Annotated in this window: 24 protein-coding genes; 14 read left to right on the forward strand and 10 right to left on the reverse strand. The window is 70.7% G+C overall.

From position 1 onward, the window contains the following. The first annotated feature begins 62 nt into the window (after positions 1-62). Positions 63-1,673 (forward strand): DUF4139 domain-containing protein, encoded by a 1,611-nt coding sequence (locus tag JAN5088_RS06245; RefSeq protein WP_055681959.1) that lies wholly within the window; start codon positions 63-65, stop codon positions 1,671-1,673. A 3-nt stretch (positions 1,674-1,676) separates the two neighbouring features. Here the strand turns inward: JAN5088_RS06245 and JAN5088_RS06250 are convergent, their stop codons facing one another. The 4 genes from JAN5088_RS06250 to JAN5088_RS06265 all read right to left on the reverse strand — a co-directional run bounded on the left by JAN5088_RS06250 (position 1,677) and on the right by JAN5088_RS06265 (position 4,996). Beyond that, positions 1,677-2,927 (reverse strand): cytochrome P450, encoded by a 1,251-nt coding sequence (locus JAN5088_RS06250; RefSeq protein ID WP_055681960.1) that lies wholly within the window; start codon positions 2,925-2,927, stop codon positions 1,677-1,679. A 65-nt stretch (positions 2,928-2,992) separates the two neighbouring features. Next, complete coding sequence (locus JAN5088_RS06255) at positions 2,993-3,304, reverse strand: DUF3240 family protein (protein ID WP_055681961.1); 312 nt, start codon at positions 3,302-3,304, stop codon at positions 2,993-2,995. A gap of 4 nt (positions 3,305-3,308) precedes the next feature. Continuing rightward, positions 3,309-4,283 carry a sodium-dependent bicarbonate transport family permease gene (locus tag JAN5088_RS06260; RefSeq protein WP_055681962.1) on the reverse strand — a complete coding sequence of 325 codons (975 nt, stop codon included), beginning with the start codon at positions 4,281-4,283 and terminating at the stop codon, positions 3,309-3,311. A gap of 62 nt (positions 4,284-4,345) precedes the next feature. Beyond that, positions 4,346-4,996: a carbonic anhydrase gene (locus JAN5088_RS06265; protein ID WP_055681963.1), complete on the reverse strand. Its 651-nt coding sequence runs from the start codon at positions 4,994-4,996 to the stop codon at positions 4,346-4,348. 159 nt (positions 4,997-5,155) lie between these two features. Between JAN5088_RS06265 and JAN5088_RS06270 the strand changes: the two genes are divergently transcribed. From JAN5088_RS06270 to JAN5088_RS06280, 3 genes are all read left to right on the forward strand, one after another. Beyond that, complete coding sequence (locus JAN5088_RS06270) at positions 5,156-5,548, forward strand: hypothetical protein (RefSeq protein ID WP_055681964.1); 393 nt, start codon at positions 5,156-5,158, stop codon at positions 5,546-5,548. A 94-nt stretch (positions 5,549-5,642) separates the two neighbouring features. Next, on the forward strand, positions 5,643-7,040 hold the full coding sequence (locus JAN5088_RS06275; protein ID WP_055682237.1) for a leucyl aminopeptidase family protein: 1,398 nt from the start codon (positions 5,643-5,645) through the stop codon (positions 7,038-7,040). Then, the gene (locus JAN5088_RS06280; protein ID WP_055681965.1) at positions 7,037-7,897 is read left to right on the forward strand and encodes a C40 family peptidase; all 861 of its coding nucleotides are present in this window, start codon (positions 7,037-7,039) and stop codon (positions 7,895-7,897) included. The genes JAN5088_RS06275 and JAN5088_RS06280 overlap by 4 nt, the downstream gene beginning before the upstream one ends. An 8-nt stretch (positions 7,898-7,905) precedes the next feature. On the opposite strand, the gene JAN5088_RS06285 is transcribed toward JAN5088_RS06280, so the two are convergent. Next, the gene (locus tag JAN5088_RS06285) at positions 7,906-8,238 is read right to left on the reverse strand and encodes a DUF2794 domain-containing protein (RefSeq protein ID WP_055681966.1); all 333 of its coding nucleotides are present in this window, start codon (positions 8,236-8,238) and stop codon (positions 7,906-7,908) included. 263 nt (positions 8,239-8,501) lie between these two features. Further along, complete coding sequence (locus JAN5088_RS06290) at positions 8,502-9,371, reverse strand: branched-chain amino acid aminotransferase (RefSeq protein ID WP_055681967.1); 870 nt, start codon at positions 9,369-9,371, stop codon at positions 8,502-8,504. Positions 9,372-9,510: 139 nt separating this feature from the next. Between JAN5088_RS06290 and JAN5088_RS06295 the strand changes: the two genes are divergently transcribed. The 8 genes from JAN5088_RS06295 to JAN5088_RS06330 all read left to right on the forward strand — a co-directional run bounded on the left by JAN5088_RS06295 (position 9,511) and on the right by JAN5088_RS06330 (position 15,993). Beyond that, on the forward strand, positions 9,511-10,005 hold the full coding sequence (locus JAN5088_RS06295) for a MarR family winged helix-turn-helix transcriptional regulator (protein WP_055681968.1): 495 nt from the start codon (positions 9,511-9,513) through the stop codon (positions 10,003-10,005). Further along, entirely contained in the window at positions 10,002-10,712 is a 711-nt protein-coding gene (locus tag JAN5088_RS06300) for a response regulator (RefSeq protein WP_055681969.1), read from the forward strand. The genes JAN5088_RS06295 and JAN5088_RS06300 overlap by 4 nt, the downstream gene beginning before the upstream one ends. 15 nt (positions 10,713-10,727) lie before the next feature. Next, positions 10,728-11,654 (forward strand): histone deacetylase family protein, encoded by a 927-nt coding sequence (locus tag JAN5088_RS06305; protein ID WP_055681970.1) that lies wholly within the window; start codon positions 10,728-10,730, stop codon positions 11,652-11,654. Next, positions 11,647-11,886 (forward strand): exodeoxyribonuclease VII small subunit, encoded by a 240-nt coding sequence (locus JAN5088_RS06310; protein ID WP_055681971.1) that lies wholly within the window; start codon positions 11,647-11,649, stop codon positions 11,884-11,886. The genes JAN5088_RS06305 and JAN5088_RS06310 overlap by 8 nt, the downstream gene beginning before the upstream one ends. Next, positions 11,883-12,752 (forward strand): polyprenyl synthetase family protein, encoded by an 870-nt coding sequence (locus tag JAN5088_RS06315; protein ID WP_055681972.1) that lies wholly within the window; start codon positions 11,883-11,885, stop codon positions 12,750-12,752. Before JAN5088_RS06310 ends, JAN5088_RS06315 begins: the two co-directional genes overlap by 4 nt. A 7-nt stretch (positions 12,753-12,759) precedes the next feature. Continuing rightward, on the forward strand, positions 12,760-14,682 hold the full coding sequence (dxs, locus tag JAN5088_RS06320; protein ID WP_055681973.1) for a 1-deoxy-D-xylulose-5-phosphate synthase: 1,923 nt from the start codon (positions 12,760-12,762) through the stop codon (positions 14,680-14,682). A gap of 104 nt (positions 14,683-14,786) precedes the next feature. Beyond that, positions 14,787-15,404: a methyltransferase family protein gene (locus tag JAN5088_RS06325; protein ID WP_055681974.1), complete on the forward strand. Its 618-nt coding sequence runs from the start codon at positions 14,787-14,789 to the stop codon at positions 15,402-15,404. A gap of 1 nt (position 15,405) precedes the next feature. After that, complete coding sequence (locus tag JAN5088_RS06330; RefSeq protein ID WP_055681975.1) at positions 15,406-15,993, forward strand: phosphatase domain-containing protein; 588 nt, start codon at positions 15,406-15,408, stop codon at positions 15,991-15,993. 129 nt (positions 15,994-16,122) lie between these two features. Here JAN5088_RS06330 and JAN5088_RS06335 read toward each other — a convergent pair whose 3' ends face one another. From JAN5088_RS06335 to JAN5088_RS06345, 3 genes are all read right to left on the reverse strand, one after another. Continuing rightward, entirely contained in the window at positions 16,123-16,353 is a 231-nt protein-coding gene (locus tag JAN5088_RS06335; RefSeq protein WP_055681976.1) for a hypothetical protein, read from the reverse strand. Positions 16,354-16,505: 152 nt separating this feature from the next. Continuing rightward, positions 16,506-17,177 (reverse strand): YjbF family lipoprotein, encoded by a 672-nt coding sequence (locus JAN5088_RS06340; protein WP_055681977.1) that lies wholly within the window; start codon positions 17,175-17,177, stop codon positions 16,506-16,508. Continuing rightward, on the reverse strand, positions 17,174-19,300 hold the full coding sequence (locus JAN5088_RS06345; RefSeq protein WP_055681978.1) for a YjbH domain-containing protein: 2,127 nt from the start codon (positions 19,298-19,300) through the stop codon (positions 17,174-17,176). Before JAN5088_RS06345 ends, JAN5088_RS06340 begins: the two co-directional genes overlap by 4 nt. A 144-nt stretch (positions 19,301-19,444) precedes the next feature. On the opposite strand from JAN5088_RS06345, the gene JAN5088_RS06350 reads away from it, so the two are divergent. Together JAN5088_RS06350 and JAN5088_RS06355 are read left to right on the forward strand one after the other, a co-directional pair. After that, positions 19,445-20,254 carry an NAD-dependent epimerase/dehydratase family protein gene (locus tag JAN5088_RS06350; RefSeq protein ID WP_055681979.1) on the forward strand — a complete coding sequence of 270 codons (810 nt, stop codon included), beginning with the start codon at positions 19,445-19,447 and terminating at the stop codon, positions 20,252-20,254. Beyond that, entirely contained in the window at positions 20,251-20,892 is a 642-nt protein-coding gene (locus JAN5088_RS06355; RefSeq protein WP_055682238.1) for a sugar transferase, read from the forward strand. Before JAN5088_RS06350 ends, JAN5088_RS06355 begins: the two co-directional genes overlap by 4 nt. Before the next feature lie 62 nt (positions 20,893-20,954). Here JAN5088_RS06355 and JAN5088_RS06360 read toward each other — a convergent pair whose 3' ends face one another. Further along, a complete protein-coding gene (locus tag JAN5088_RS06360) occupies positions 20,955-21,731 on the reverse strand; it encodes an ion transporter (protein WP_055681980.1) in 777 nt (258 codons plus the stop codon). Positions 21,732-21,733: the final 2 nt, after the last annotated feature.

The raw sequence follows: 21,733 nt of genomic DNA on the forward strand, positions 1-21,733 counted from the left end.
CTGACAGGGCCCGGCGGAGTTGCCAGAGTGGCCCCCGGACATCATCCTTCGGGGGCCTTTTCATGCGCTGCGCCATCTTTCTCTGTCTTCTGCCGGGCATGGGCCTGGCCGAGGATTTCACGCTGACCGCACCCGCCACCGGGGCGGTGATCTACCCGCAGGGCGCGACCGTCACGCGCGCCGCCTCCGTGCAGGTGCCGCAGGGGACGCACCGCCTGATGGTGCCCATGACGAACGGCCGGATGCCCCGCATCGCGGTGGAAGGCGCGGCGCTGGGGGCGACGCAGGTGATGGCGCGCGGCGTGATCGACGGCCGGCGCCTGTTCACGCCCGCCCAGGCCGCGGCGCACGAGGCCCTCCTCGACGCGCGGGAAGCGCAGGCCAGGGCCGAGGATGCCCGGATCGCGGCCTCGGCCGCGCTGGAGGCGGCGGAGGCGCGGATGGCCTTCCTGAAATCGGTGTCGGGCGCGCAACTGGCCGGGCTGGACGCCGAGGCCGTGATCGCGACGGCGGGTTCCGTGGCGGAGGGCGTGGTGCAAGCGCAGGGCGCGCTGGCCGAGGCGCGCGCCGCGACGCGCGATGCCGTGCGCGAGGTCGAGGAGGCCGCGCGGGTCGTCGCACAGGCGGAGCGCGATTTCGAGGCGACTGCCGCCCAACTCGGCCCCGTGGACATGCTGGCCGTGACCGTGACGGCGGCCACCGCGGGCGAGGTCGCGCTGACGCTGGAGGATCAGGTGCCCGAGGCGGGCTGGAGCGTCGCCTATGACGCGATGCTGGAGGACGAGGCCCTGTCGCTGCGCCGCAACATCAGGATGTATCAGTCGAGCGGGCTGGCGCTGGAGGACATCGACCTGACGCTGAGCACCGCTTCGCCCGCAGGCCAGTCCGGCCCGTCCGAGGTCTATCCCGATCAGGCGACCATCGTCCCGCCGCCCGATCCGAAGGAACGGGACGCGCCCGCCGGCGCCCTGCTGCGGAGCGCGCCGGAGATGGCCGTCGCGGCCGATACGGCCTTCGCGCCCACGGTCCTGGCGCAGGCGAACCTGGACGGCCCGGTCGTCACCTATTCCTGGCCCGAGCCGATCAGCCTGCCCGCGGGCGGGGCGGAGGTGACGCTGACGCTCGACACGCTGGACCTCGACGCGCGCGTCTTCAACCGCGCGGTGCCGCGCCGGGACGAGACGGCGTTCCTGATGGCCGAGGTGACGAACGACACGGGCGAGCCGCTCCTCTCCGGTCCGATGCAGACGTTTCGCGACGGGGCGCTGATGGGCGAGACCATGCTGCCGCAGGTGCCCGCGGGCGACGAGGCGGAGTTGTCCTTCGGTCCGCAGGAGCATCTGCGCCTCGAATACCGCAGGCTCGACAACACCACCGGGGATCGCGGCATCTTCGTCACCTCGGGCACGCGGCAGCAGGATCTGGTGTTCCGCGTCCGCAACCTGTCGGATGCGCCCGAGGTCGTCGAGACGATCTTCGCCCTGCCCTTCTCGGAGCAGCAGGACCTGGAGATCACGCTCGACGCCGCGCCCGAACCCGACCGGCGCGACCTCGACGAAAAGCGGGGCGTGGCGCAATGGACGCTGGACGTGGCGGGCGGCGAGGAGGCCGAGGTGCGGCTCGACATCCGCATGGAATGGCCGGAGGGGCAGCAGCTCCAGTGGTATCCCTGACGCTCAGGCCGGGCGCAGGTCGCACAGGCGGAAGCCCCCCTTGGGAAGCGCCGGAAGCGCCGTCATGTCGAGACGCGCATCCGGCGTCGCCACCCGGTAGCGGACGGCCCCGGTCAGCCAGTCGGCCGCCGCCCGCATCTGCGCCACGCTGACCCATTCGCCGGCACAGCGATGGTTGGCCAGGAAGTCGCCGCCACCCTGCGGGATCATGTCGAAAGGCCCGACCTCGCGGCCGAGGTGCCGGTCGGGGCGGAAGTCGTCGGGCGAGTCCCAGACGGAAGGGTCGCGGTTCGTGCCGTAGAGCGACAGGACGCAGCGCGTGCCGGGGGCTATTGGTGCCCCGTCCCACTCCACCCCCTCGCCCGCGATGGCGGCCACGACGGGAAAGAACGGGTAGAGGCGGCGCACCTCGCGCACGAAGGCGTCGCGGCGGTCGGGGTCGCCCGTGATGCTCTCCGCCGCCGTGGGGTGGACGTGGAGCGCATGGGCGAGGAACACGACCCAGGCCGCGTTGGCGACGATGGGCCGCAGGAACGACAGGAAGTCGCCCGCCACGACATCGAGCGGCAGGGGCATGCCGTCGGCGTGGGTCCAGCCCGCCGCGCGCACCACCGGCGCCTCGGGCGGCAGGTCGGCGCGGCCCTTGCGGATGTCGTCGATCAGCCCGCCGATCCACTTCTGCCCGCCGTGGCGCGCGCGCATGGCGCGGATGCGGCTGGCGGGCGACATCTCGCCCGCCTGGTTGAACATGTCGGTCAGGATCCGCGTCCGGTCGTCCAGATCCCCGGGCGGCAGGGGCACGCCGTTCCAGCCGCAGGCCACGACGGTCAGGATGCGGCACATCTCGGGGAACAGGTCCACGGTGCCGGCTGCGGCCCAGCGCGGCAGCGCCGCGTCGAGTTCCTGCCGGAACCGCCGCGCCAGATCGTCAGGCGCGCCGTGCGCCATGAGGTCCATCCCCTGCTTCTTGCGATGCAGATGTTCGGCCCCGTCGGTGCCCTGTATCACGCCTTTCGGCCCGAACAGGATGCCGCCAACCGCGCGCGGCACCGCGCCTTCGCGCGTGAAACGGTCGGTGTCATAGAACATCCGGGCCGCACGACGCCCGGTCAGGGCGCAGGCCGGGCTGCCCATGAGGCGCATCCGGAACGCCTGCGTCCGCATCGCCCGCGCCCGTCGGGGGATATAGCGATAGGGGTCGTGGAGCAGTGGCAGGGTGGAATCGGGCCAGCGGTCGTGGGGAAGGTCGGGCATGGGGCATCCTCCGGGCGGTTCCCGACCCATAACCCCGATGCATGCGGACCGTTCCGGCCGCCCGGTCAGAACCGGTCGGCGCGGACGACGTCGCAATCGGTGACGGAGACGAGCCCGATATGCGTCTCGACCACGGCGAAGGCGGCCTCGAGCAGGGCATCCAGCCGGTCGGCGCGCACGATGCACATGACCGCGACCATGCCCCCCGCGCGCCCCACCTGCCCCGCCCGCGACCAGAGGCCCGACCGGCCGGACCCGCCGCGCACCGGCAGCACGGTGAAGCCGGTGACGCCCGCCTTGAGCAGGGTATCGGTCAGGCGGCGCTGCATGACCTCCTCGATCACGATCTCGACGCGCTTGGCGGGGTGGGTCTGCATCGGCTCAGCCTCCGGCGATCATGCGGGACACGGCCAGGTAGAGCGGCAGGCCCAGCGTCAGGTTGAAGGGAAACGTCACCCCCAGCGACAGGGTGAGATAGATCGACGGGTTCGCATCGGGCAGCGCCACCCGCATCGCGGCGGGCACGGCGATATAGCTGGCCGAGGCGCCCAGCACCATGAACAGCATCCCGCTGCCGGTGCCCAGCCCCAGAAGCGCGCCCGTCGCGGCCCCCGCCGCCGCCCCGACCAGCGGCATGAGGATGCCGAAGGCCAGAAGGCCGGGCCGCAGGATGCCCCCCGCCGTCCGCAGCCCCCGCCCCGCCACCAGACCCATGTCGAGCAGGAACAGGCAGAGCACCCCCTGGAACGGCGCGACGATGAAGGACGCGATCCGGTCGAGCCCCGGCTGCCCGGTGATCCAGCCGATGGCGAAGCTGCCCACCAGAAGGACGATGGACCCGTTGAGCAGGATGTCGCGCCAGAGCTCGCCGTCGATCGGCCGCCCGGTGCCCGACCGCGCCACGAGCCAGAGCGCCGAGAGGATCGCGGGAGCCTCCATCGCGGCGGCGACGGCGACCATCCAGCCATCGAAGGCGATGCCCGCGGCGTCGAGGACCGAGGTGCCCGCCACGAAGGTCACGATGGAGATCGAGCCATAATGCGCGGCCACCGCCGCCGCATCGAGCGGCGAGAGCCGCGTCATCGCCCGGAGGAGCGCGAAAGCCACGACCGGCAGGGCGAAGGACAGGACCACCCCGGCCAGCAGCGCCAGTGCCAGCGTGCCCCCCGGCCCCGCCGCATCCACGGCGACCCCGCCCTTGAAGCCGATGGCGAACAGAAGATAGATCGACATCCCCTTGGCCACGGCTTCGGGGATGGACAGGTCCGATCGCGCCAGCGCGGCGCCGAGGCCCAGGGCGAAGGACAGGATGATGGGCGACAGGAGGTTGCCCAGGGCAAGGTCGAGGACGTCAATCGGGGGGCCATGCGTTAATTGAACACCTGTTCAATTATCGCGACCCGGCCCGCCTTGCAAGATCAGATCACCACGAACCTGTCGCTCTGCGCGTCGTAGGATTCGAGCGTGCCCGCGACGATGTCGTTCCATAGCCCATGCAGCGCCAGGTCGCCGGCCTCGACGGCGGACTTCACGAAGGGGAAGGTCATCAGGTTGTCGAGCGAGGTCAGCACGGCGCGCTTCTCCAGCGCCTCCAGCCGTTCGGCGTCGTCGGCGATGTCGCGCACCTCCTCCCAGCCGGGGCGCAGCAGGTCCATCCAGCGGCCCACGAAGCTCTCGGGCTTTTCCAGTTCCGGCGCATGGCCCGAGCACATGGCCTCGCAGCCCTGAACGCCGCCGCATTGGGAATGGCCGAGGATCATGATCTGCGACACCTTGAGCGAGGTGACGGCATATTCGACGGCCGCCGAGGTGCCGTGGCGCAGGCCGTCGGGTTCGCAGGGGGGGACGAGGTTGGCGATGTTGCGGTGGATGAAGAACTCGCCCTGCTCGGCCCCGAAGATCGAGGTGACGTGGACGCGGCTGTCGCAACAGCTGATGACCATGGCGCGCGGCCGCTGCCCGTCGAGGGCGAGGCGCCGATACCAGGCGGCGTTTTCGGCGAATGTGGTCGCCTTCCAGCCGTGATACCGTTGGATGAGCGATCCGGGAAGGGGCTGGGTCTTGCGCATGGGCTGTCTCCTTCGGGCTGAGGCGCTTCTAACCCCGTTCTTGAGCGAAATTCGAGCGATTTCTGCGCCGCCTCGTCGGATGGCTGCCCCGGTTTCGCCCGCTTCGTCGACCATCCAGGGCTTCGGACGCCGAGGCCGCGAAACCAAAGGACGACGACGATGACCCAGCAGATCGCCACGCTGCACCCGCAGGAAACGATGACCTTCGACCGCGCGCGGCTGGCCGCCGTCTGCGACAGCCATGGCCACCGGGCCGAGACCTTCATCGCCTTCGTCCTGACAGAGATCGAGACGCTGGTCCCCACCCTGCGCGCCCAGGTCGCCGCGCGCGACGGCGACGGGCTGCGCCGCAGTTGCACCGACGTGAACATGCTGGCGGCCAGCATCGGGATGGTCACGATGGACCGGGCGTCGCGGGCCGTGCTCGACTGTCTCGACCGGGGCGACGCGACCGCCGCCGTGGCCTGCGCCGCACGGCTGGTCCGCCTGGGCCGGCCCGGCACGCCCGACGGCTGGGCCATGGTCTGCGCGCCCGCGGACACCATCGCCTGACGGATCCCGGCCCCGCAGGGCCGCCTGCCCTTGCGGCGGGGCCTGTCATCGCTATCGTGTGCCGCGCGCCCCGAAGCCCATGACCGAGACCCGCATGACCCCCAGATTCGCCGCCCCCGACACCCGCGCGATCCCCCTCAAGATCCTTCCCCGGGCCGGGTTCGACGACTGGCTGGCGGCGCAGGACGATCCGGTCCGCGACTGGGTCACCGCAAGCGGCTTCACCGCCGACGCGGGATCGGTGCTGCGCCTGCCCGCCCCCGACATGTCGGTGTCGCGCGTCCTTCTGGGCTGGGGCGGCGCGAAGGACCGGGCGCGCGGGCGGTTCCTCGCGGCCAAGGCGGCAACTGCCCTGGGCCGGGGCACCTATGCGCTCGACGGCGACCTGACGGCGAACGAGACCGAGGAGGCGGCGCTGGGCTGGCTCCTCTCGTCCTACCGCTTCACGCGCTACGCGGGCGATCCGGTCGATCCGCCCATGCTCAAGGCGCCGCGCGGCGTCGATGCCGCCCGGCTGGAGGCGATCGCCGCGGGCGAGTTCCTGACCCGCGACCTCATCAACACGCCCGCTTCCGACATGGGCCCGGACGATCTGGAAAAGGCGGTGCGCGACCTCGCCACGGTGCACGGCGCGGCGGTGGAGGTGACGGCGGGCGACGCGCTTCTCGACGCGAACCTGCCGATGATCCACGCGGTCGGCCGCGCCTCGACCCGCGCGCCGCGCCTGATCGACATGACCTGGACGGGACCGGGGGCGGAGGACGGCCCCGCGGTGACGCTGGTGGGCAAGGGCGTCTGCTTCGACACCGGCGGGCTGAACCTCAAGCCTGCCGCGTCGATGGGATTGATGAAGAAGGACATGGGCGGGGCGGCCACGGTGCTGGGCCTCGCGCATATGGTCATGGCGACGGCGCGTCCGATCCGCCTGCGCGTCCTGATCCCGGCGGTGGAGAACGCCGTCGCGGGCAACGCTTTCCGCCCCGGCGACATCCTGACCGCGCGAAACGGCCTGACGGTCGAGATCAACAACACCGATGCCGAAGGCCGGCTGGTGCTGGCCGATGCGCTGGCCCTGGCCGACGAGACGCCGCCCGACCTGATGATCTGCATGGCCACGTTGACGGGCGCGGCGCGGGTGGCGGTGGGGCCGGACCTGTCGCCCTTCTACGCCGACGACGACGCGCTGGCGATGGCGCTGATGCATGCGGGCGCGCGGGTCCGCGACCCCCTCTGGCGGATGCCGTTCCACCGCCCCTACGAGACGATGATCGAACCGGGGATCGCGGACCTCGACAACGCGCCCTTGGGCGGCTTCGCGGGCAGCATCACGGCGGCGCTGTTTCTCGACCGCTTCGTGCGGGACACGCCGCGCTTCGCCCATTTCGACATCTACGGCTGGAATCCGACCGCCGCCCCCGCCCGCCCCAAGGGCGGCGTGGGCATGGGGGCGCGGGCCATCTTCGACGCGCTGCCGGGGATCCTCGACGCATGAGCGTGCATCCCTCCGGCTTCGATCCGCGCATGACGCCCGCCAACGGCCATGCTGCCGCGCATGAGCTGCGCGGCGTGATCGAGGCCACGCGCTACGTCAAGGGCACGATCCGCACGGTGCAGCAGCCCCTGGTCAACCTGGGCGACGCGCCGCGCGGCGACCGGGCCAGCCAGCTTCTGTTCGGCGAGGCCTTCCGCGTGATCGACGAACGCGACGGCTTCGCCTTCGGGCAGGCGCTGCGCGACGGATACTGCGGCTATGTCATCGCCGGCGCCCTCACCCGGCAGGAGGCGGCGACGCATTGGGTCGCGGCACCCGCCACGCATCTTTATCCCAAGGCGCGGCTGAAGGCCCCGCCCGAGGTTGCGATCTTCTTCGGCAGCCATGTCCGCGTGACCGGCGACCTGGGCGACTTCCAGCGGATCTCGACCGGGCACTACATCCCGACGGGCCACCTGCAACCGCTGCGGGCGCGGTTCTCGGACACGGTGGGCGTGGCCGACATGTTCCTCGGCACGCCCTATCTCTGGGGCGGATGTTCGCGGTGGGGCATCGACTGTTCCGGCCTGGTGCAACAGGCGCTGGTCGCCTGCGGCATGGACTGTCCCCGCGACAGCGACCAGCAGCGCGCCCTGGGGCGGGAGCTTCACCCCAATGAGCCGTTGCAGCGCGGCGACCTGATCTTCTGGCGCGGCCACGTCGGGATGATGTCCGACGCCGAGATGCTGCTCCACGCCAACGCGCACCACATGGCCGTCGCCTATGAGCCGCTGGCCGAGGCCCGGGCCCGCATCGCCACCAACGCGGAGGCCACGGGCACCGGCGCGGGCGAGATCGAGATGCGCCGCAGGCCCTGACCGCGCAGTCAGTCCACGGGCCGGATCAGCTTGCGCTCCAGCACCCGCAACACGGTCTTCAGGTCCTGGCCGCGCTTCAGGATGCGGCCGTCCATGCCGATCACGCAGTACATCCCCTGTTTCGCCGCCATCCGGGGGCGCTTCTCGATCCGGTAGAGCGGCTGTTCGGCGCTGCGGCGAAAGACCGAGAAGACGGCCACGTCGCGCAGGGCGGAAATGCCGTAGTCGCGCCATTCCCCCGCCGCGACCATCCGTCCGTAGAGCGACAGGATCACCGACAGTTCGGGCCGCTGGAAATGGACGGCATCGGCGGAGACGGGAAAGGGCGGCTGCGCGTTCATGCCCCAGAGTTGGCCCCTGCCGCGGGGCAAGGCAAGCCGGACCGGCGCAAAGCCGCCCCTTCCGCCACGGAAGCGCCACGAAATGACCCTGCGAATACCCCGCCCGTTCCCCGCATCCGCCCGCCAGCCGCGCCAGAACGGACCCGGTAGGAGCCAAAGGCTCAAGCCCCCGGGGCGGCCGATCATTGCCCCCACCCAATGGCCGCGCCGGGGGCGCTACCCACGGACCGGCCGCCGGACCGGGCCGCCCGGTGCGGGTGCGCTCAGGCGCGGACCAGCTTTTCGTAGGCGTCCGAGATATCGCGCGTCATCTTGCCCACCTCGAAGTTGTAGTCGCCGATCTGGCCCACGGGCGTCACCTCGGCGGCCGTCCCGGTCAGCCAGCACTGCTCGAAGCCCTCGAGCTCCTCGGGCATGATGTGGCGCTCGTGCACCTTGATCTGGCGGTCGTGCAGCAGGCGCAGGACCGTCTGCCGGGTGATGCCGTTCAGGAAGCAGTCGGGCGTGGGCGTATGCACCTCGCCGTCCTTGACGAAGAAGATGTTGGCGCCCGTCGCCTCGGCCACGTAACCGCGATAATCGAACATCATCGCGTCGGAGCATCCCTTGGCCTCGGCCGCGTGCTTGGACATGGTGCAGATCATGTAAAGGCCCGCCGCCTTGGCATGGCTCGGCGCTGTCTCGGGCGAGGGGCGCTTCCACTTGGCGATGTCGAGCTTCGCGCCCCGCATCTTGGCGTCGCCGTAGTAGTTGCCCCAGGGCCAGACCGCCACGGCCATCCGCACCGGGTTGCGCGAGGAGCTGACGCCCATGTCCTCGCCCACGCCGCGCCAGGCCAGGACGCGGACATAGGCGTCCTGCAGCCCGTTGGCCTTCATGGTCTCGTATTTCGCGGCCTCGATCTCATCCACCGTCCAGGGGATCTCCATGTCGAGCGCACGGCCCGAATCGAGCAGGCGTTGCGAGTGCTTGCGCGATTCGAAGATCGTGCCGGAATAGGCCCGCTCCCCCTCGAACACGGCGCTGGCGTAGTGCATCGCATGGGTCAGCAGGTGGACGTTCGCGTCCTTCCAGTCGACCAGCGTGCCGTCCATCCAGATTTTTCCGTCCATCTCGGCATAAGACCCGGCCATGTCGCGCTCCGTTCCGTTCGTTTCGTGGGGTTGCTTGTTTGGGACATAAAGTTGCGTAGAAACTGGCCGTGGGTAACAATGCGGTCTTGGAATGTCAATAAGGCTGACATAGTTTCGGACTACGGGAAAGGACGGTGACATGGCACAGGCGCACGGCGAGACCCTTCTGTTCCTCACGGACGAACAGCTGCGCCGGGCGACGGAGGCGATGTTCTTCGCCTATCGTGGCTTCACCGCCGACCCCGACCGCATCCTGTCGGGCTACGACTACGGGCGGGCGCATCACCGCGCGATCCATTTCATCCACCGCAGTCCGGGCACCACGGTCAACAACCTGCTGGCGATCCTGGGTGTCACCAAGCAGTCGCTGAACCGCGTGCTGCGGACGCTGGTGGACGACGGGCTGGTCGAAAGCCGGGTGGGCCAGCGCGACCGGCGCGAGCGGCACTTGTTCCTGACCCCCGCGGGCGAGGCGCTGGAGCGGGAGCTGTCGGACGCGCAGCGCGCGCGAATGCGCGCCGCCTTCCGCGAGGCGGGCCCCACCGCCGTCGCCGGTTTCCGCGAGGTGCTGGAGCACATGATGGACCCCGAATTGCGCCGCTACTTCGCCGGCGGCCGGGACGACGCCCCATGAGCGGCGAGCGCCCCCCCGTGCATCAGGCGCATGTCCTGCTGGTCGACGACGACGAGCGCATCCGCGGCCTTCTCAAGAAGTTCCTGATGCGGAACGGATACCTGACCACGGCCGCCCGCGATGCCGATCACGCGCGGCGCCTGATGGCGGGGCTGGAGTTCGACATCGCGGTCCTCGACGTGATGATGCCGGGCGACAACGGCTATGTCCTCTGCGCCGAGATCCGAGAGACGCGGGACATGCCCGTCCTGCTGCTGACCGCGCGGGGCGAGACCTCGGACCGCATCACCGGGCTGGAGGCCGGGGCCGACGACTACCTGGCGAAGCCCTTCGAGCCGAGGGAGCTTCTGCTGCGGCTGCGCGCCATCCTGCGCCGGGCGCCGGCGGGGGGCGGCGCGGTGCCCAAGATGCTGCATCTCGGCGGCACCCGCTACGACGTGGAGCGTGGCGAGCTCTGGCGCGGCGAGGAGCCTGTGCGCCTGACCGCGACCGAGACGACGCTGATGCGCGTGCTGGCCGCAACCCCGCATGAGGCCGTCACCCGCGCGACCCTTGTCGAGAAGCTGGGCCGCGACGGCGAGGGCGCGGGCGAGCGGTCCGTCGACGTCCAGATCACCCGCCTGCGGCGCAAGCTCGAGTCCGACCCCAGGCAGCCCAGATACCTTCAGACCGTGCGGGGCGAGGGCTACATGCTCGCCCCCGACTGATACGCAAGGCCGACCATGACCCTGTTCCTGACCCATCCCGACGCCGACCTTCACGTCAATCCGCCCGGCCACCCCGAGCAGGTCGACCGCCTGCCCGCCATCCGCGCGGCGCTGGCCGGCATGGACCTGCGGCGCGAAACCCCCGACCCGGCCGGCGACGACGTCCTGACCCGCTGCCATCCGCAGTCCTACATCGACGGGCTGGAGGCCGCGGCGCCGGCTGACGGCTGGGTTCAACTCGACGCCGACACCTCGCTCTCGCCCGGATCGCTGCGCGCCGCGCGGCTCGCCGTGGGCGCGGGGGTGGCGGCGGTGGATGCGGTGATGGCGGGGCGCGCGCCCAACGCCTTCGTCGCCATGCGGCCCCCCGGCCACCATGCCGAGACCGCGCGCCCCATGGGGTTCTGCCTGTTCGGCACGGTGGCCATCGCGGCGAAACACGCGCTCGACGTACATGGGCTGGACCGGGTCGCGGTGGTGGATTTCGACGTCCACCACGGCAACGGCACGCAGGACCTGCTGTGGGACGAGGCGCGCGCCCTGTTCGTCTCGACGCATCAGTCGCCGCTCTGGCCCGGCACGGGCGATCCCTCCGAGACGGGCGCCCATGGCAACGTGATGAACCGCCCCCTGCCCCCCGGATCGGACGGCACCGCCATCCGCCGCGCCATGGAGCGGGAGATCCTGCCCCGCCTCGACGCCTTCGCGCCCGATCTCGTGCTCGTCTCGGCCGGCTTCGACGCCCATCGCGCCGACCCCTTGGCGCAGCTGGGATGGGAGACGGAGGATTTCGCCTGGATCACCGAACGGCTCTGCGATCTGGCGGCACGCCGCGCGCGGGGCCGGGTGGTATCGGTTCTCGAAGGCGGCTATGACCTCGACGCGCTGGCGGATGCGACCGCCGCGCATGTGGACGTTCTGCGGAGGCGGGGACATGGCTGACGACATCGGCGAGATGACATTCGAGCAGGCGCTGGCCGAGTTGGAGAAGGTCGTGAACCAGCTCGACTCGGGCGATGTGCCTCTGGAGGAGTCGATCCGTCTCTACGAACGCGGCGCGGAGCTCAAGGCCCGGTGCGAATCCCGCCTGAAGGCCGCCGAGGAGAAGGTCGAGCAGATCACCCTCGATGCCAAGGGTCAGGCCACGGGCACCCGACCCGCCGACGCGGGGTGAGCCTCGGCGCGACGCTCGCCGCCGGCCGGACCGACATCCAGACCGTGCTCGACGACCTGCTCGCCCCCTTCGACGGGGCGGTGGGCGATGCGATGCGCCATGCCACGCAGGGCGGCAAGCGCCTGCGCGGGGTGCTGGCACTGGAATGCGCCGCGCTGTCGGGCGCGCCGCGCGACGGCGCGCTGCGCCTCGCGGCCGCGATCGAGGCGGTCCACGCCTATTCCCTGATCCACGACGACCTGCCCTGCATGGATGACGACGACCTGCGGCGTGGCCGGCCCACCGTCCACCGCCAGTGGGACGAGGCGACGGCGGTGCTGGCGGGCGACGCATTGCAGACGGCCGCGTTCGAGTGGCTTGCCGACCCCGCGACCGACCCCGACGGCGCCCTGCGCGCCGACCTCGTGCTGACGCTGGCGCGGGCGGCGGGCGCGCGGGGCATGGTGCGGGGGCAGGCGCTCGACATCGCGGCAGAGTCGGCGGCGACGCCCCTGACGCTGGAGCGGATCACCGAACTCCAGCGCCTCAAGACCGGATGCCTGCTCGAATGGCCCTGCCGCGCGGGGGCCATGCTGGGCCGCGCCGAGCCCGCGCCGCTGGTGGCCTATGCCGGACACCTCGGGCTGGCGTTCCAGATCGTCGACGACCTGCTCGACGTCGAAGGCAGCGCCGCGACGCTGGGCAAGGCGGTGGGCAAGGATGCGGGCGCGGGCAAGGCGACCTTCGTGTCGATCCTGGGGGTGGCGGGCGCGCGGGCGCGGGCGGCCGACCTGATCGCGGCGGCCCGCACGGCGCTTTCGCCCTTCGGGGGTCGCGCCGCTGGCCTCGACGCGCTCGCCTGCTATGTGTTGGATCGCGACAGATGAGGCCTGGATGACAGAGACACCCGCCCCGAAGACCCCGCTGCTGGACCGCGTGGCCGGTCCGGCCGACCTTGGCGCTCTGTCCGACCGCGACCTGCGGCAGCTGGCAGACGAGCTGCGCTCCGAGACGATCCACGCCGTCAGCCGCACCGGCGGGCACCTGGGCGCGGGGTTGGGCGTCATCGAACTGACCGTCGCGCTGCATGCCGTCTTCGACACCCCGCACGACAAGCTGATCTGGGACGTGAGCCACCAGTGCTACCCCCACAAGATCCTGACCGGGCGGCGCGCGCGGATGGACACCATCCGCCAGAAGGGCGGCCTGTCGGGCTTCACCAAGCGGACGGAATCGCCGCACGACCCCTTCGGCGCGGCCCATGCCTCGACCTCGATCTCGGCGGCGCTCGGCTTCGCCATGGCGCGGGAGCTTGGCGCGGGCGATGTGGGCGACGCCATCGCGGTGATCGGCGACGGCGCCCTGACCGGCGGCATGGCCTATGAGGCGCTGAACCACGCGGGCCACCTGGGCAAGCGGCTCATTGTGATCCTGAACGACAACGAGATGTCGATCGCCCCCCCGGTGGGCGCGATGTCGGCCTATCTGACACGGCTCTATACCGGCGGGCCGTTCCAGGACCTCAAGGCGGCCGCCAAGGGCGCCGTGGGCTTCCTGCCGCCGCCGTTCCAGGAAGGCGCGCGCCGCGCGAAGGAGATGCTCAAGGGCATGACGATCGGCGGCACCCTGTTCGAGGAACTGGGCTTCAGCTATGTCGGCCCTGTCGACGGCCATGACATGGACAGCCTTCTGGCCGTGCTGCGGACCGTGCGGTCGCGCGCCACCGGGCCCACGCTGATCCATGCGATCACGCGCAAGGGCAAGGGTTTCCGCCCCGCCGAATCGGCCCGCGACGGCGGCCATGCCACCGCGCGCTTCGACGTGGCGACCGGCGCGCAGGACAAGGCGCCGTCGAACGCCCCCAGCTATACCAGCGTCTTCGCCAAGACCCTTCTGCAGGAGGCGGAGCGCGACGACCGCATCGTCGCCGTCACCGCCGCCATGCCCGACGGCACGGGGCTCAACCTCTTCGCCGAACGCTTCCCCGCCCGTTGCTTCGACGTAGGGATCGCCGAACAGCACGGCGTGACCTTCTGCGCGGGGCTGGCGGCGGCGGGGATGAAGCCGTTCTGCGCCATCTATTCGACCTTCCTGCAACGCGGCTACGACCAGGTCGTGCACGACGTGGCGCTTCAGGGCCTGCCGGTGCGCTTCGCCATCGACCGCGCGGGGCTGGTGGGCGCCGACGGGCCGACCCACGCCGGCAGCTTCGACGTGGCCTTCATGGCCAATCTGCCCGGCATGGTGGTCATGGCCGCCGCCGACGAGGCGGAGCTTCGCCACATGACCGCCACCGCGGCCGCCTACGACGCGGGCCCCATCGCGTTCCGCTTTCCACGGGGCGAGGGCGTGGGCGTCGAGATGCCCGAACGCGGCACGCCCCTGGAGATCGGCCGCGGCCGCATGATCCACGCGGGCGAGCGCGTGGCCATCCTGTCCTTCGGCGCCAGGCTGGCCGAGGTCGAGGCCGCGCGCGAACGCCTGCGCGCGCGGGGCATCGACCCCACCGTCGCGGACGCGCGCTTCGCCAAGCCGCTCGACCGCGAGTTGATCCTGGCGCTCGCGCGCGACCACGAGGCCCTCATCACCGTCGAGGAAGGCGCGGTCGGCGGCTTCGGCAGCCACGTGGCCCAGCTTCTGGCCGAGGAGGGCGTCTTCGACGACGGCCTGCGGTTCCGGTCGATGGTCCTGCCCGACAGCTTCATCGATCAGGCCGGGCCGCAGCATATGTACGCCGACGCCAAGCTTTCCGCCGCCGACATCGAGCGCAAGGTCCTCGAGGTGCTGGGCGTGGGCGTGATCGAACGCCGGGCCTGAGGGGGCCGGCGCCTGCAAGAAAGGCGATGCGGAGACGGCATCCAATTCCCTTGCAAGGATCCCGACCTGGGCATACTGCACGGTGGAACACCGGGAATGCGGCCATGGACGACATCAAGGTTCTGCCTGCGGATCAGAAACGTCGGATCAACACGTTGCGGACGATCATGCTCGTTCTGCTTCCGCTGATCTTCTTCACCCGCCCGGGCCTTCCGTTGCCCGACCTGTCGATCGACGTCATCGAGAACCTGGGAATCCTGCTGGTCATCTCCGGCGTGCTGGGCCGGTTCTGGTCCATCCTTTATATCGGCAACCGGAAGAACGCCTCCGTCATGCAGGACGGACCTTATTCGATCTGCCGCCATCCGCTCTACCTCTTCTCCACCGTGGCGGTCCTGGGGTTCAGCCTGATGCTCGGCTCCCTGCTTCTGGCGGTGGTCATGACCGGCCTGACGTTTCATGTCCTCAACGACATCGCCAGGAAGGAGGAGACGTTCCTGCGCGCGAAATTCGGTGCCGACTACGATGCCTACGCCGCGCGGACACCGCGTATCCTGCCCCGGCCGCGGCAGTTCACGACGCCCCGCAACGTGACGTTCGATGTGACCACCCTGCGCCGCAACTTCTTCGACGCGCTGGTCTTCCTCAGCCTGATTCCGCTGGGTGAGATGACGGAGTACTTCAAGGAAGCGCAGGCCTGGCCGACGTTCCCGCTGATCTGACATGTGCCGGAACCGCACCCGGACGCGAAGGATCGTCACCCGGGCTTCCATCCTGGGGGCGGCTGCCTTCCTCGGCCTGGTCGTCCATCTGGGGTACCTGCAACTCAGCGGCAACTTCCATCCGGTGTCGGACGGATCCGTCTTCCGGGCGGCTCAGATGCACGGCGGGGATCTGGTGAACTGGAAACGCGACTACGGCATCGCGAGCGTCCTGAACCTGCGCGGCCCCAAGGTCGGGGCGGATTGGTACGAAACCGAAATGGCCGTGGCCGATCGGCTCGGGATCGAACATATCGACTTCCCGATGTCCGAACAGAAGGAACTGACGGATACCGAGGTGCAGGCATTGCTCGCGGTGATGCGCGCCGCCCCCAAGCCGCTGCTCATCCATTGCAGGGCGGGGGCGGATCGCACGGGCATCGCGTCCGCCCTCTACCTCGCGGGGGTCGAGGGCGCGTCCGAGACGAAGGCCGAGCGGCAGCTTTCCATCCGATACGGTCATATCGGCCTGCCCTGGGTCAGCAAGGCCTGGGCCATGGACGTGACCTGGGAGCGGATCGAACCCTGGCTCGGGTATCCCGGAAGCTGAGCGGTCGACGACCGGGTCCGCCCCGTCGACCTTCCATGCGCGCCGGTCCGGGGCGGCCACGCCCCCCCGACATCGAAAAAGGGCGGACCTTTCGGCCCGCCCGATGATCCGATGTTTCGCCGAGGCGGTTCAGTCGTTGTGCGACGTCGTCGTGGTGGTGGAGGACGAGGAATCGTCCGACAGGACGGCAACCAGCAGGCCACCGACCAGGACGACACCGCCGATGGCCAGTGCGGGGCTGCCGATCAGCAGGCTGTCCTGCGTGGACTTCGTCTCGAGCCGGACGGGCTGGTCCGCGGTGGCGGCAACGGGGGCGACCGCGGCCAGAAGGGCGGCGGTCAGGGCGAGGGTCTTGGTCATCGGAACAACTCCGTTAATCATTTCAGTCGGCTGCAGGGTATTTCACTCCGCCGGACGCTTCAAGGTGCCATGGCTCTGTCGGCCGGCGCCGGGCCCGATTGACGGCGTGGTGATGCCGCAATGCCATCCCCCCTTCCGTCACGATCGCGTCCTCACTCCGTCAGGCGCACGATTTCCAGGTCGCCCACCTCCGGGCTGATCCGCTCCACGCTCCGGCGGACGGTGCCGTCGCCTTCCACCCAGTAGCGGTTGGTGAAACCGTCGTCCCCGGCGCGGCAAACCTCCTCGAAGACGCGGGTCTCGAAGCTGCGGCCGTAATATTCCAGCCGCTCCGCCCCCAGCAGGCGCACGTCGCACGACCAGGCGCGCGCCACGATGCCGCCTTCGCCCGCCAGATGGCGGTTGACCCGCCGCACGTCCCGCGCGCCCCCCGCCGCGAAGGCCGCGGCAAGCCCCGGGGCATCCGCCGTCAGCAGGTCGAACCCCAGCCCCCGCGTCCCCACGACCACGCCGTCGCGGCGCAGAAGCCCCGTGTCGGATGCGTTGCGCCATTGAACCGTGCCCAGGTTGGCCGCGACGGGCACCATGGTGAAGGCCGTGTCCGACGTGCGCTGGATCACCAGCAGGACCGAAGTGGCCGAGGCCGCGACGAGCGCGGGCGTCAGGACGGCGCGGGCATCGGGGACGTCGGGCGCGGGGCGCAGGGCGCCTGCGACCTGCCCCGTCATCGTGGCCAGCGGGCTTCGGCTCGGGGCGTTGCCACAGGCGGCCAGCGTCACGCCCGACAGGAGCACCGCCACGCAGCGGAAGGTGAGAGCCCTCATCGCCAGAACCTTCCCCAGTCGTCGACAAGATCCGGCGCCGACTGGTCGCGCACCATGGGATAGAGGCGGTTCCGCAGCGCCAGCCGCGCGCCGCCGTCGCGCAGGATGGGCTGGATCGTGGCCGACGACGTGACCCGCGTCGGCTGGCCGGTGATCCAGGCCAGCGGGACCTCGATGCGGATACCCTTGTCGAAGCTGCCTTCGCCGAAATCCTCCGAACTCACATCGGTCCTGGTGGCGTAGGCGCCGACGCGCCAGCCGTTCGTGAACTCCCGCGTCAGCTCATAGGTGACGCCCCGGTCGCCGGCCAGGTATTGCCCCACGTCCACGCGGCTGTGGAAGCCGTTCCCGTGGGTCCAGTAGCCCGAGACGAAAGCCGTGGTCGCATCCAGATCGCGGAACCCCAGCCGCATGTCGAAGTCGCGCTGGCGCACGCGACTGACCTCCAGCCCGATGGCCAGGGGACTGCCGCCGCGCTTCCACAGGACCTCGCCCGAGACGCCGCCGTATTGCGTCTCCAGAAGGCCCGCCGACAGTCGCCCGTAGAGGTCGGCGCCGGGGCGGACCAGCCAGGTGCCGGTGAGATAGGGCACGAAGGGCTGATCGGTGCGGGCGAACAGGTAGGAGTCGGTCCGCACCCGCGGCAGGACGGAGTTCGAGACCCGGCTCGCCTCGTCCCGGTTGCCGAGGATGCGCTGGCGCAGCGCGCCTTCCAGCAGCAGGCCCTGCGCCGGCTCCCAGGCGGCCGAGAGGTCGGCGCCGAGGTCGATGCGAAGCGGGTCGTCGGGGTCGAAGGTGCTGATGGCGGCATAGGGCCCCAGGGTCCAGCGAAAGCGCGGAAAGGCGCCGGGCCGGACCACGAGGCCCGCGTCGTCGAGCTTCGCCGCATCGACCAGGTGCGCCGAGGCGAGGATGCGTTCGGCCCCGTCGGGGGCGTTCTCGAACCGTTCGACGTCGCCGCGCCGCAAAACGACGGCCGACCCCGCCAGCCCCGTGTCGCCCACCGGCACCATCACCAGCGTCTCGACCGAGGCGGGCAGCACGGCCGTGGCGGCCCGCGCCGCGCGTCCGGTGGCCTGCGCCTGCGACCGGAAGCGGGTGTTGCGAAAGCGGATCACCGCGCGCGTGCCCTCGACCCGGCTGGCCACCAGTTCGAACCCTTCGTCGGCCAGCGCGCGGGCAAGACCGCCGCGCACCGCTTCACCCGCCCCCGGCCCCTCGGTCCAGGCGGTGGTCCGGGCATCGGAGCCGGTGCGCAGGGTGACAGGGGTGGGCGCGGGCTCCAGCCCGCTGCCCGCGGGGGGGCGCTTGGGGTTGAGGGCGAATTGCAGCGTCAGTGCCGCCTCCGCGCCGTGGAGGATGTGGCCGCCCAGCCGGATGCCGGGGTGCAGCGCGTAGTCGAAGCCGACGTTCAACGGCGTCTTCGGGTCGAGGATGCCGCGCGCCTCCTCTTCGACGTAGGCGTCGGAGGAATATTCCGCGCTGAGCGTCAGCCGGTCGTTCCAGCGGTACTGCACCCCCGCGAAGGGCGCGGCGTCGCCCCGGAACAGCCGGTCGGCGTCGAAGCTGCCGCCGGTGCCGAAGTCGGGCGCGGGCCTCGTGTCGAACCGGTCGTCGAGCGCGCCGAGCGGGTTGGAGAACCCGCCTCGCGTGCCCAGCCGCCCCCAGCCGATGCCGCCGGTGACGGTGACATCGCCGAAGGTCTTGGTCGCCACGAGGTATTCGGAGGAGTAGAGCCCGGTGCCCCCGAAATCCTGAAGCCCCACGGTCACGGCAGGCTGGCGCGCGCCTTCCTTCAGAAGCTGCACCCGCAGGTCGAAGCTGCGGTCGTAGGTGCGGACGAACTCCGCCCCCACCGGCAGGAAGTCGGGCACCGTTGCATAGCGGAACACGGCCTGCACCCGCGGCAGAAGCTGGAAGGCGATCTGTGCGCGCGAGGCGCCGTTGGACAGAAGGCTGACCGAGGTGGTCAGCTCGGCATCGGGCTGCATCTGCGCGGTGGGCATGTCGATCAGGCCGGGCACGCCGTAGGTGTTGACCGTCCGCACGCCGTCCTGCGCGAAGGCAGGGCCCGGGACGCAGATCAGCGCGGCGAAGGCGGCGGCGGTGATGCGGTAGGTCATGGACGGTCCCTCGGGCAGGGCTGCGACGAAAAGCCCGAGGGCCGAAATGATGCGGTTCCCCGCCGCAACGTCTTGATTCCCCCGCGGCGGAAGGTCAATCCCTCCGGCGAGACGCAGACCCAGTTCGCCACAGGATCGCAGCGCATGACCGATCCCCTCCCCCCCTCAGCCCCCGACAGGCTGGCGCTGACCGGCGGGTCGGGCCGGGTCGGGCGGCTGCTGGCGCATGTCTGGGCCGGGGCGGATGTGGCCTGGATCGGGCGGGGCGACCCAGGGACGGTCGCCCTGACCGGGCGGCGGTGCCTGATCGCGCTGGCCGGGGTCACGTCGGGCGACGCGGCGGCGCTGGCGATGAACGCGGTGCTGGCGCGCGACGCGCTGGAGGCGGCGCGTGCGGCCGGGGTCGGGCGCGTGCTGCTTCTGTCCTCTGCGGCGGTCTACGGGCGCAGGACGGGGTCGCTGGAGGAGACGATGGCGCCCACGCCCGCCTCGCCCTATGGCGCGGCCAAGGCCGACCTCGAGGCGGCGGTGGCCCGCTGGCGCGCGACCGACCCAGGCGGGACCGAGGCGGTCTGCCTGCGGCTGGGGAACGTGGCCGGGGCGGATGCGCTACTGGGGCGGCTGGGGGCGGCACCGCCGGTGCTGGACGTCTTCACCGACGGGCGCGGACCCCGCCGCAGCTATGTCGGGCCGGTGACGCTGGCGCATGTGCTGGCCGGGCTGGCGGCGCATCCGGGGCCCCTGCCCCCGGTGCTGAACGTGGCGGCGGGCGTCGTGGACATGGCGGCCCTGCTCGCGGCCGCGGGGCGGGACTGGACCCCCCGGGCCGCGCCGCCCGAGGCCATCGCGGAGGTCGCGCTGGACACGAGGCTGCTGGAGGGCCTGGTTCCCGTGCCGGAGGACGCGCGGCGCCCCGACCGCATGGTCGCCGAATGGCGGGGGCTGGCGCCATGACCTTGGGCAAGCGGCTGTTCGACATCCTGTTCTCGATCTACCTGATGATCTTCCTCGCGCCCGTCTTCGCGATCGTGACCTGGAAGGTCTGGCGTCAGACGGGCCGGCCGATCTTCTATGGCTCGGAGCGGATGCGGTCGCCGACCGAGGGCTTCACCCTGTGGAAGTTCCGCACCATGGCCGAAGATCCGGGCGACCACGGCGTGACCGGGGGCGACAAGGCGGCGCGGATCACGCCCCTTGGCCGGACGTTGCGGCGCCGCAGGCTGGACGAGTTGCCGCAGCTCTGGAACATCCTGCGGGGCGACATCAGCTTCGTAGGGCCGCGCCCGCCGCTGCGCCGATATGTCGAGATGTTCCCCGACCTCTATGCCGACGTGTTGAAGTCGCGGCCGGGGGTGACGGGGCTGGCCAGCCTGATCTATGCCCCGCACGAGGCGGTGCTGCTGTCGGGGTGCCGCACCGCGCGCCAGACCGAGCGGGTCTATGTGCGCCACTGCATCCCGCGCAAGGCGGCGCTGGACCTGCTCTACCAGCGGCACCGGACCTTCTGGATGGACGTCAAGCTGATCTCCTGGACCACGGCGAAATTCTTCCCCCGGCGCATCCGGCCCCGGCGCAAGGGACGGCTGGTGTGAATTGCCAATTGGCAATTCGTCCTTTTCCCCCGCGATACCAGCAACTTGCTGAAAATTAACGACTATTTAATCTTTTCAATGCGTTGCTCGATGACGGCGAGCTTGGCCAGCACCTCGTCGCGGTAGGCATCGGTTGCCGCGTTGGACTCCTCGGCGTGGGCGTCCTGCATCGAGTTCACGATCAGGCCCACCAGCAGGTTCACGACCGCGAAGGTCGTCACCAGGATGAACGGCACGAAGAAGGCCCAGGCGTGAGGATGCACCTCCATCACCGGTCGGACGATGCCCATGGACCAGGATTCGAGCGTCATGATCTGGAACAGCGTGTAGCCCGAGAGCGGCAGGCTGCCGAACCAGTCGGGGAAGGTCGGACCGAACAGCTTGGTCGCGATCACCGCGCCGACGTAGAAGATGATCGCCATCAGGACGAAGACGCTGGCCATGCCGGGCAGTGCCGTGATCAACCCCTCGACCACGCGGCGCAGGCGGGGAAAGACCGACACGATCCGCAGGACCCGCAGGATGCGGAGCGCGCGCAGGACCCCGAAGGCCGAGGAGCCGGGCAGGAGCGCCAGACCCACGATGACCGTGTCGAACAGGTTCCAGCCGTCGCGCCAGAACCGCCCGCCCTGCGCCAGCATCTTGGCCCCCAGTTCGACGACGAAGAACGCAAGGCAGGCGGCGTCGAGTGCGACGATCAGCGGGCCCGCCGCGCGCATCGCCCCGGGCACCGTTTCCAGCCCCAGGACGACGGCGTTGAACAGGATGACCGCGGTGATCGCCCGGGTGACGGCCGGACGTTGCAGAAAGGCCGCGAGACGCGGGCGGAACGGGATCATGG

It is taken from the genome of Jannaschia rubra, assembly GCF_001403735.1.
GTDB classification, from domain to species: Bacteria; Pseudomonadota; Alphaproteobacteria; order Rhodobacterales; family Rhodobacteraceae; genus Jannaschia; species Jannaschia rubra.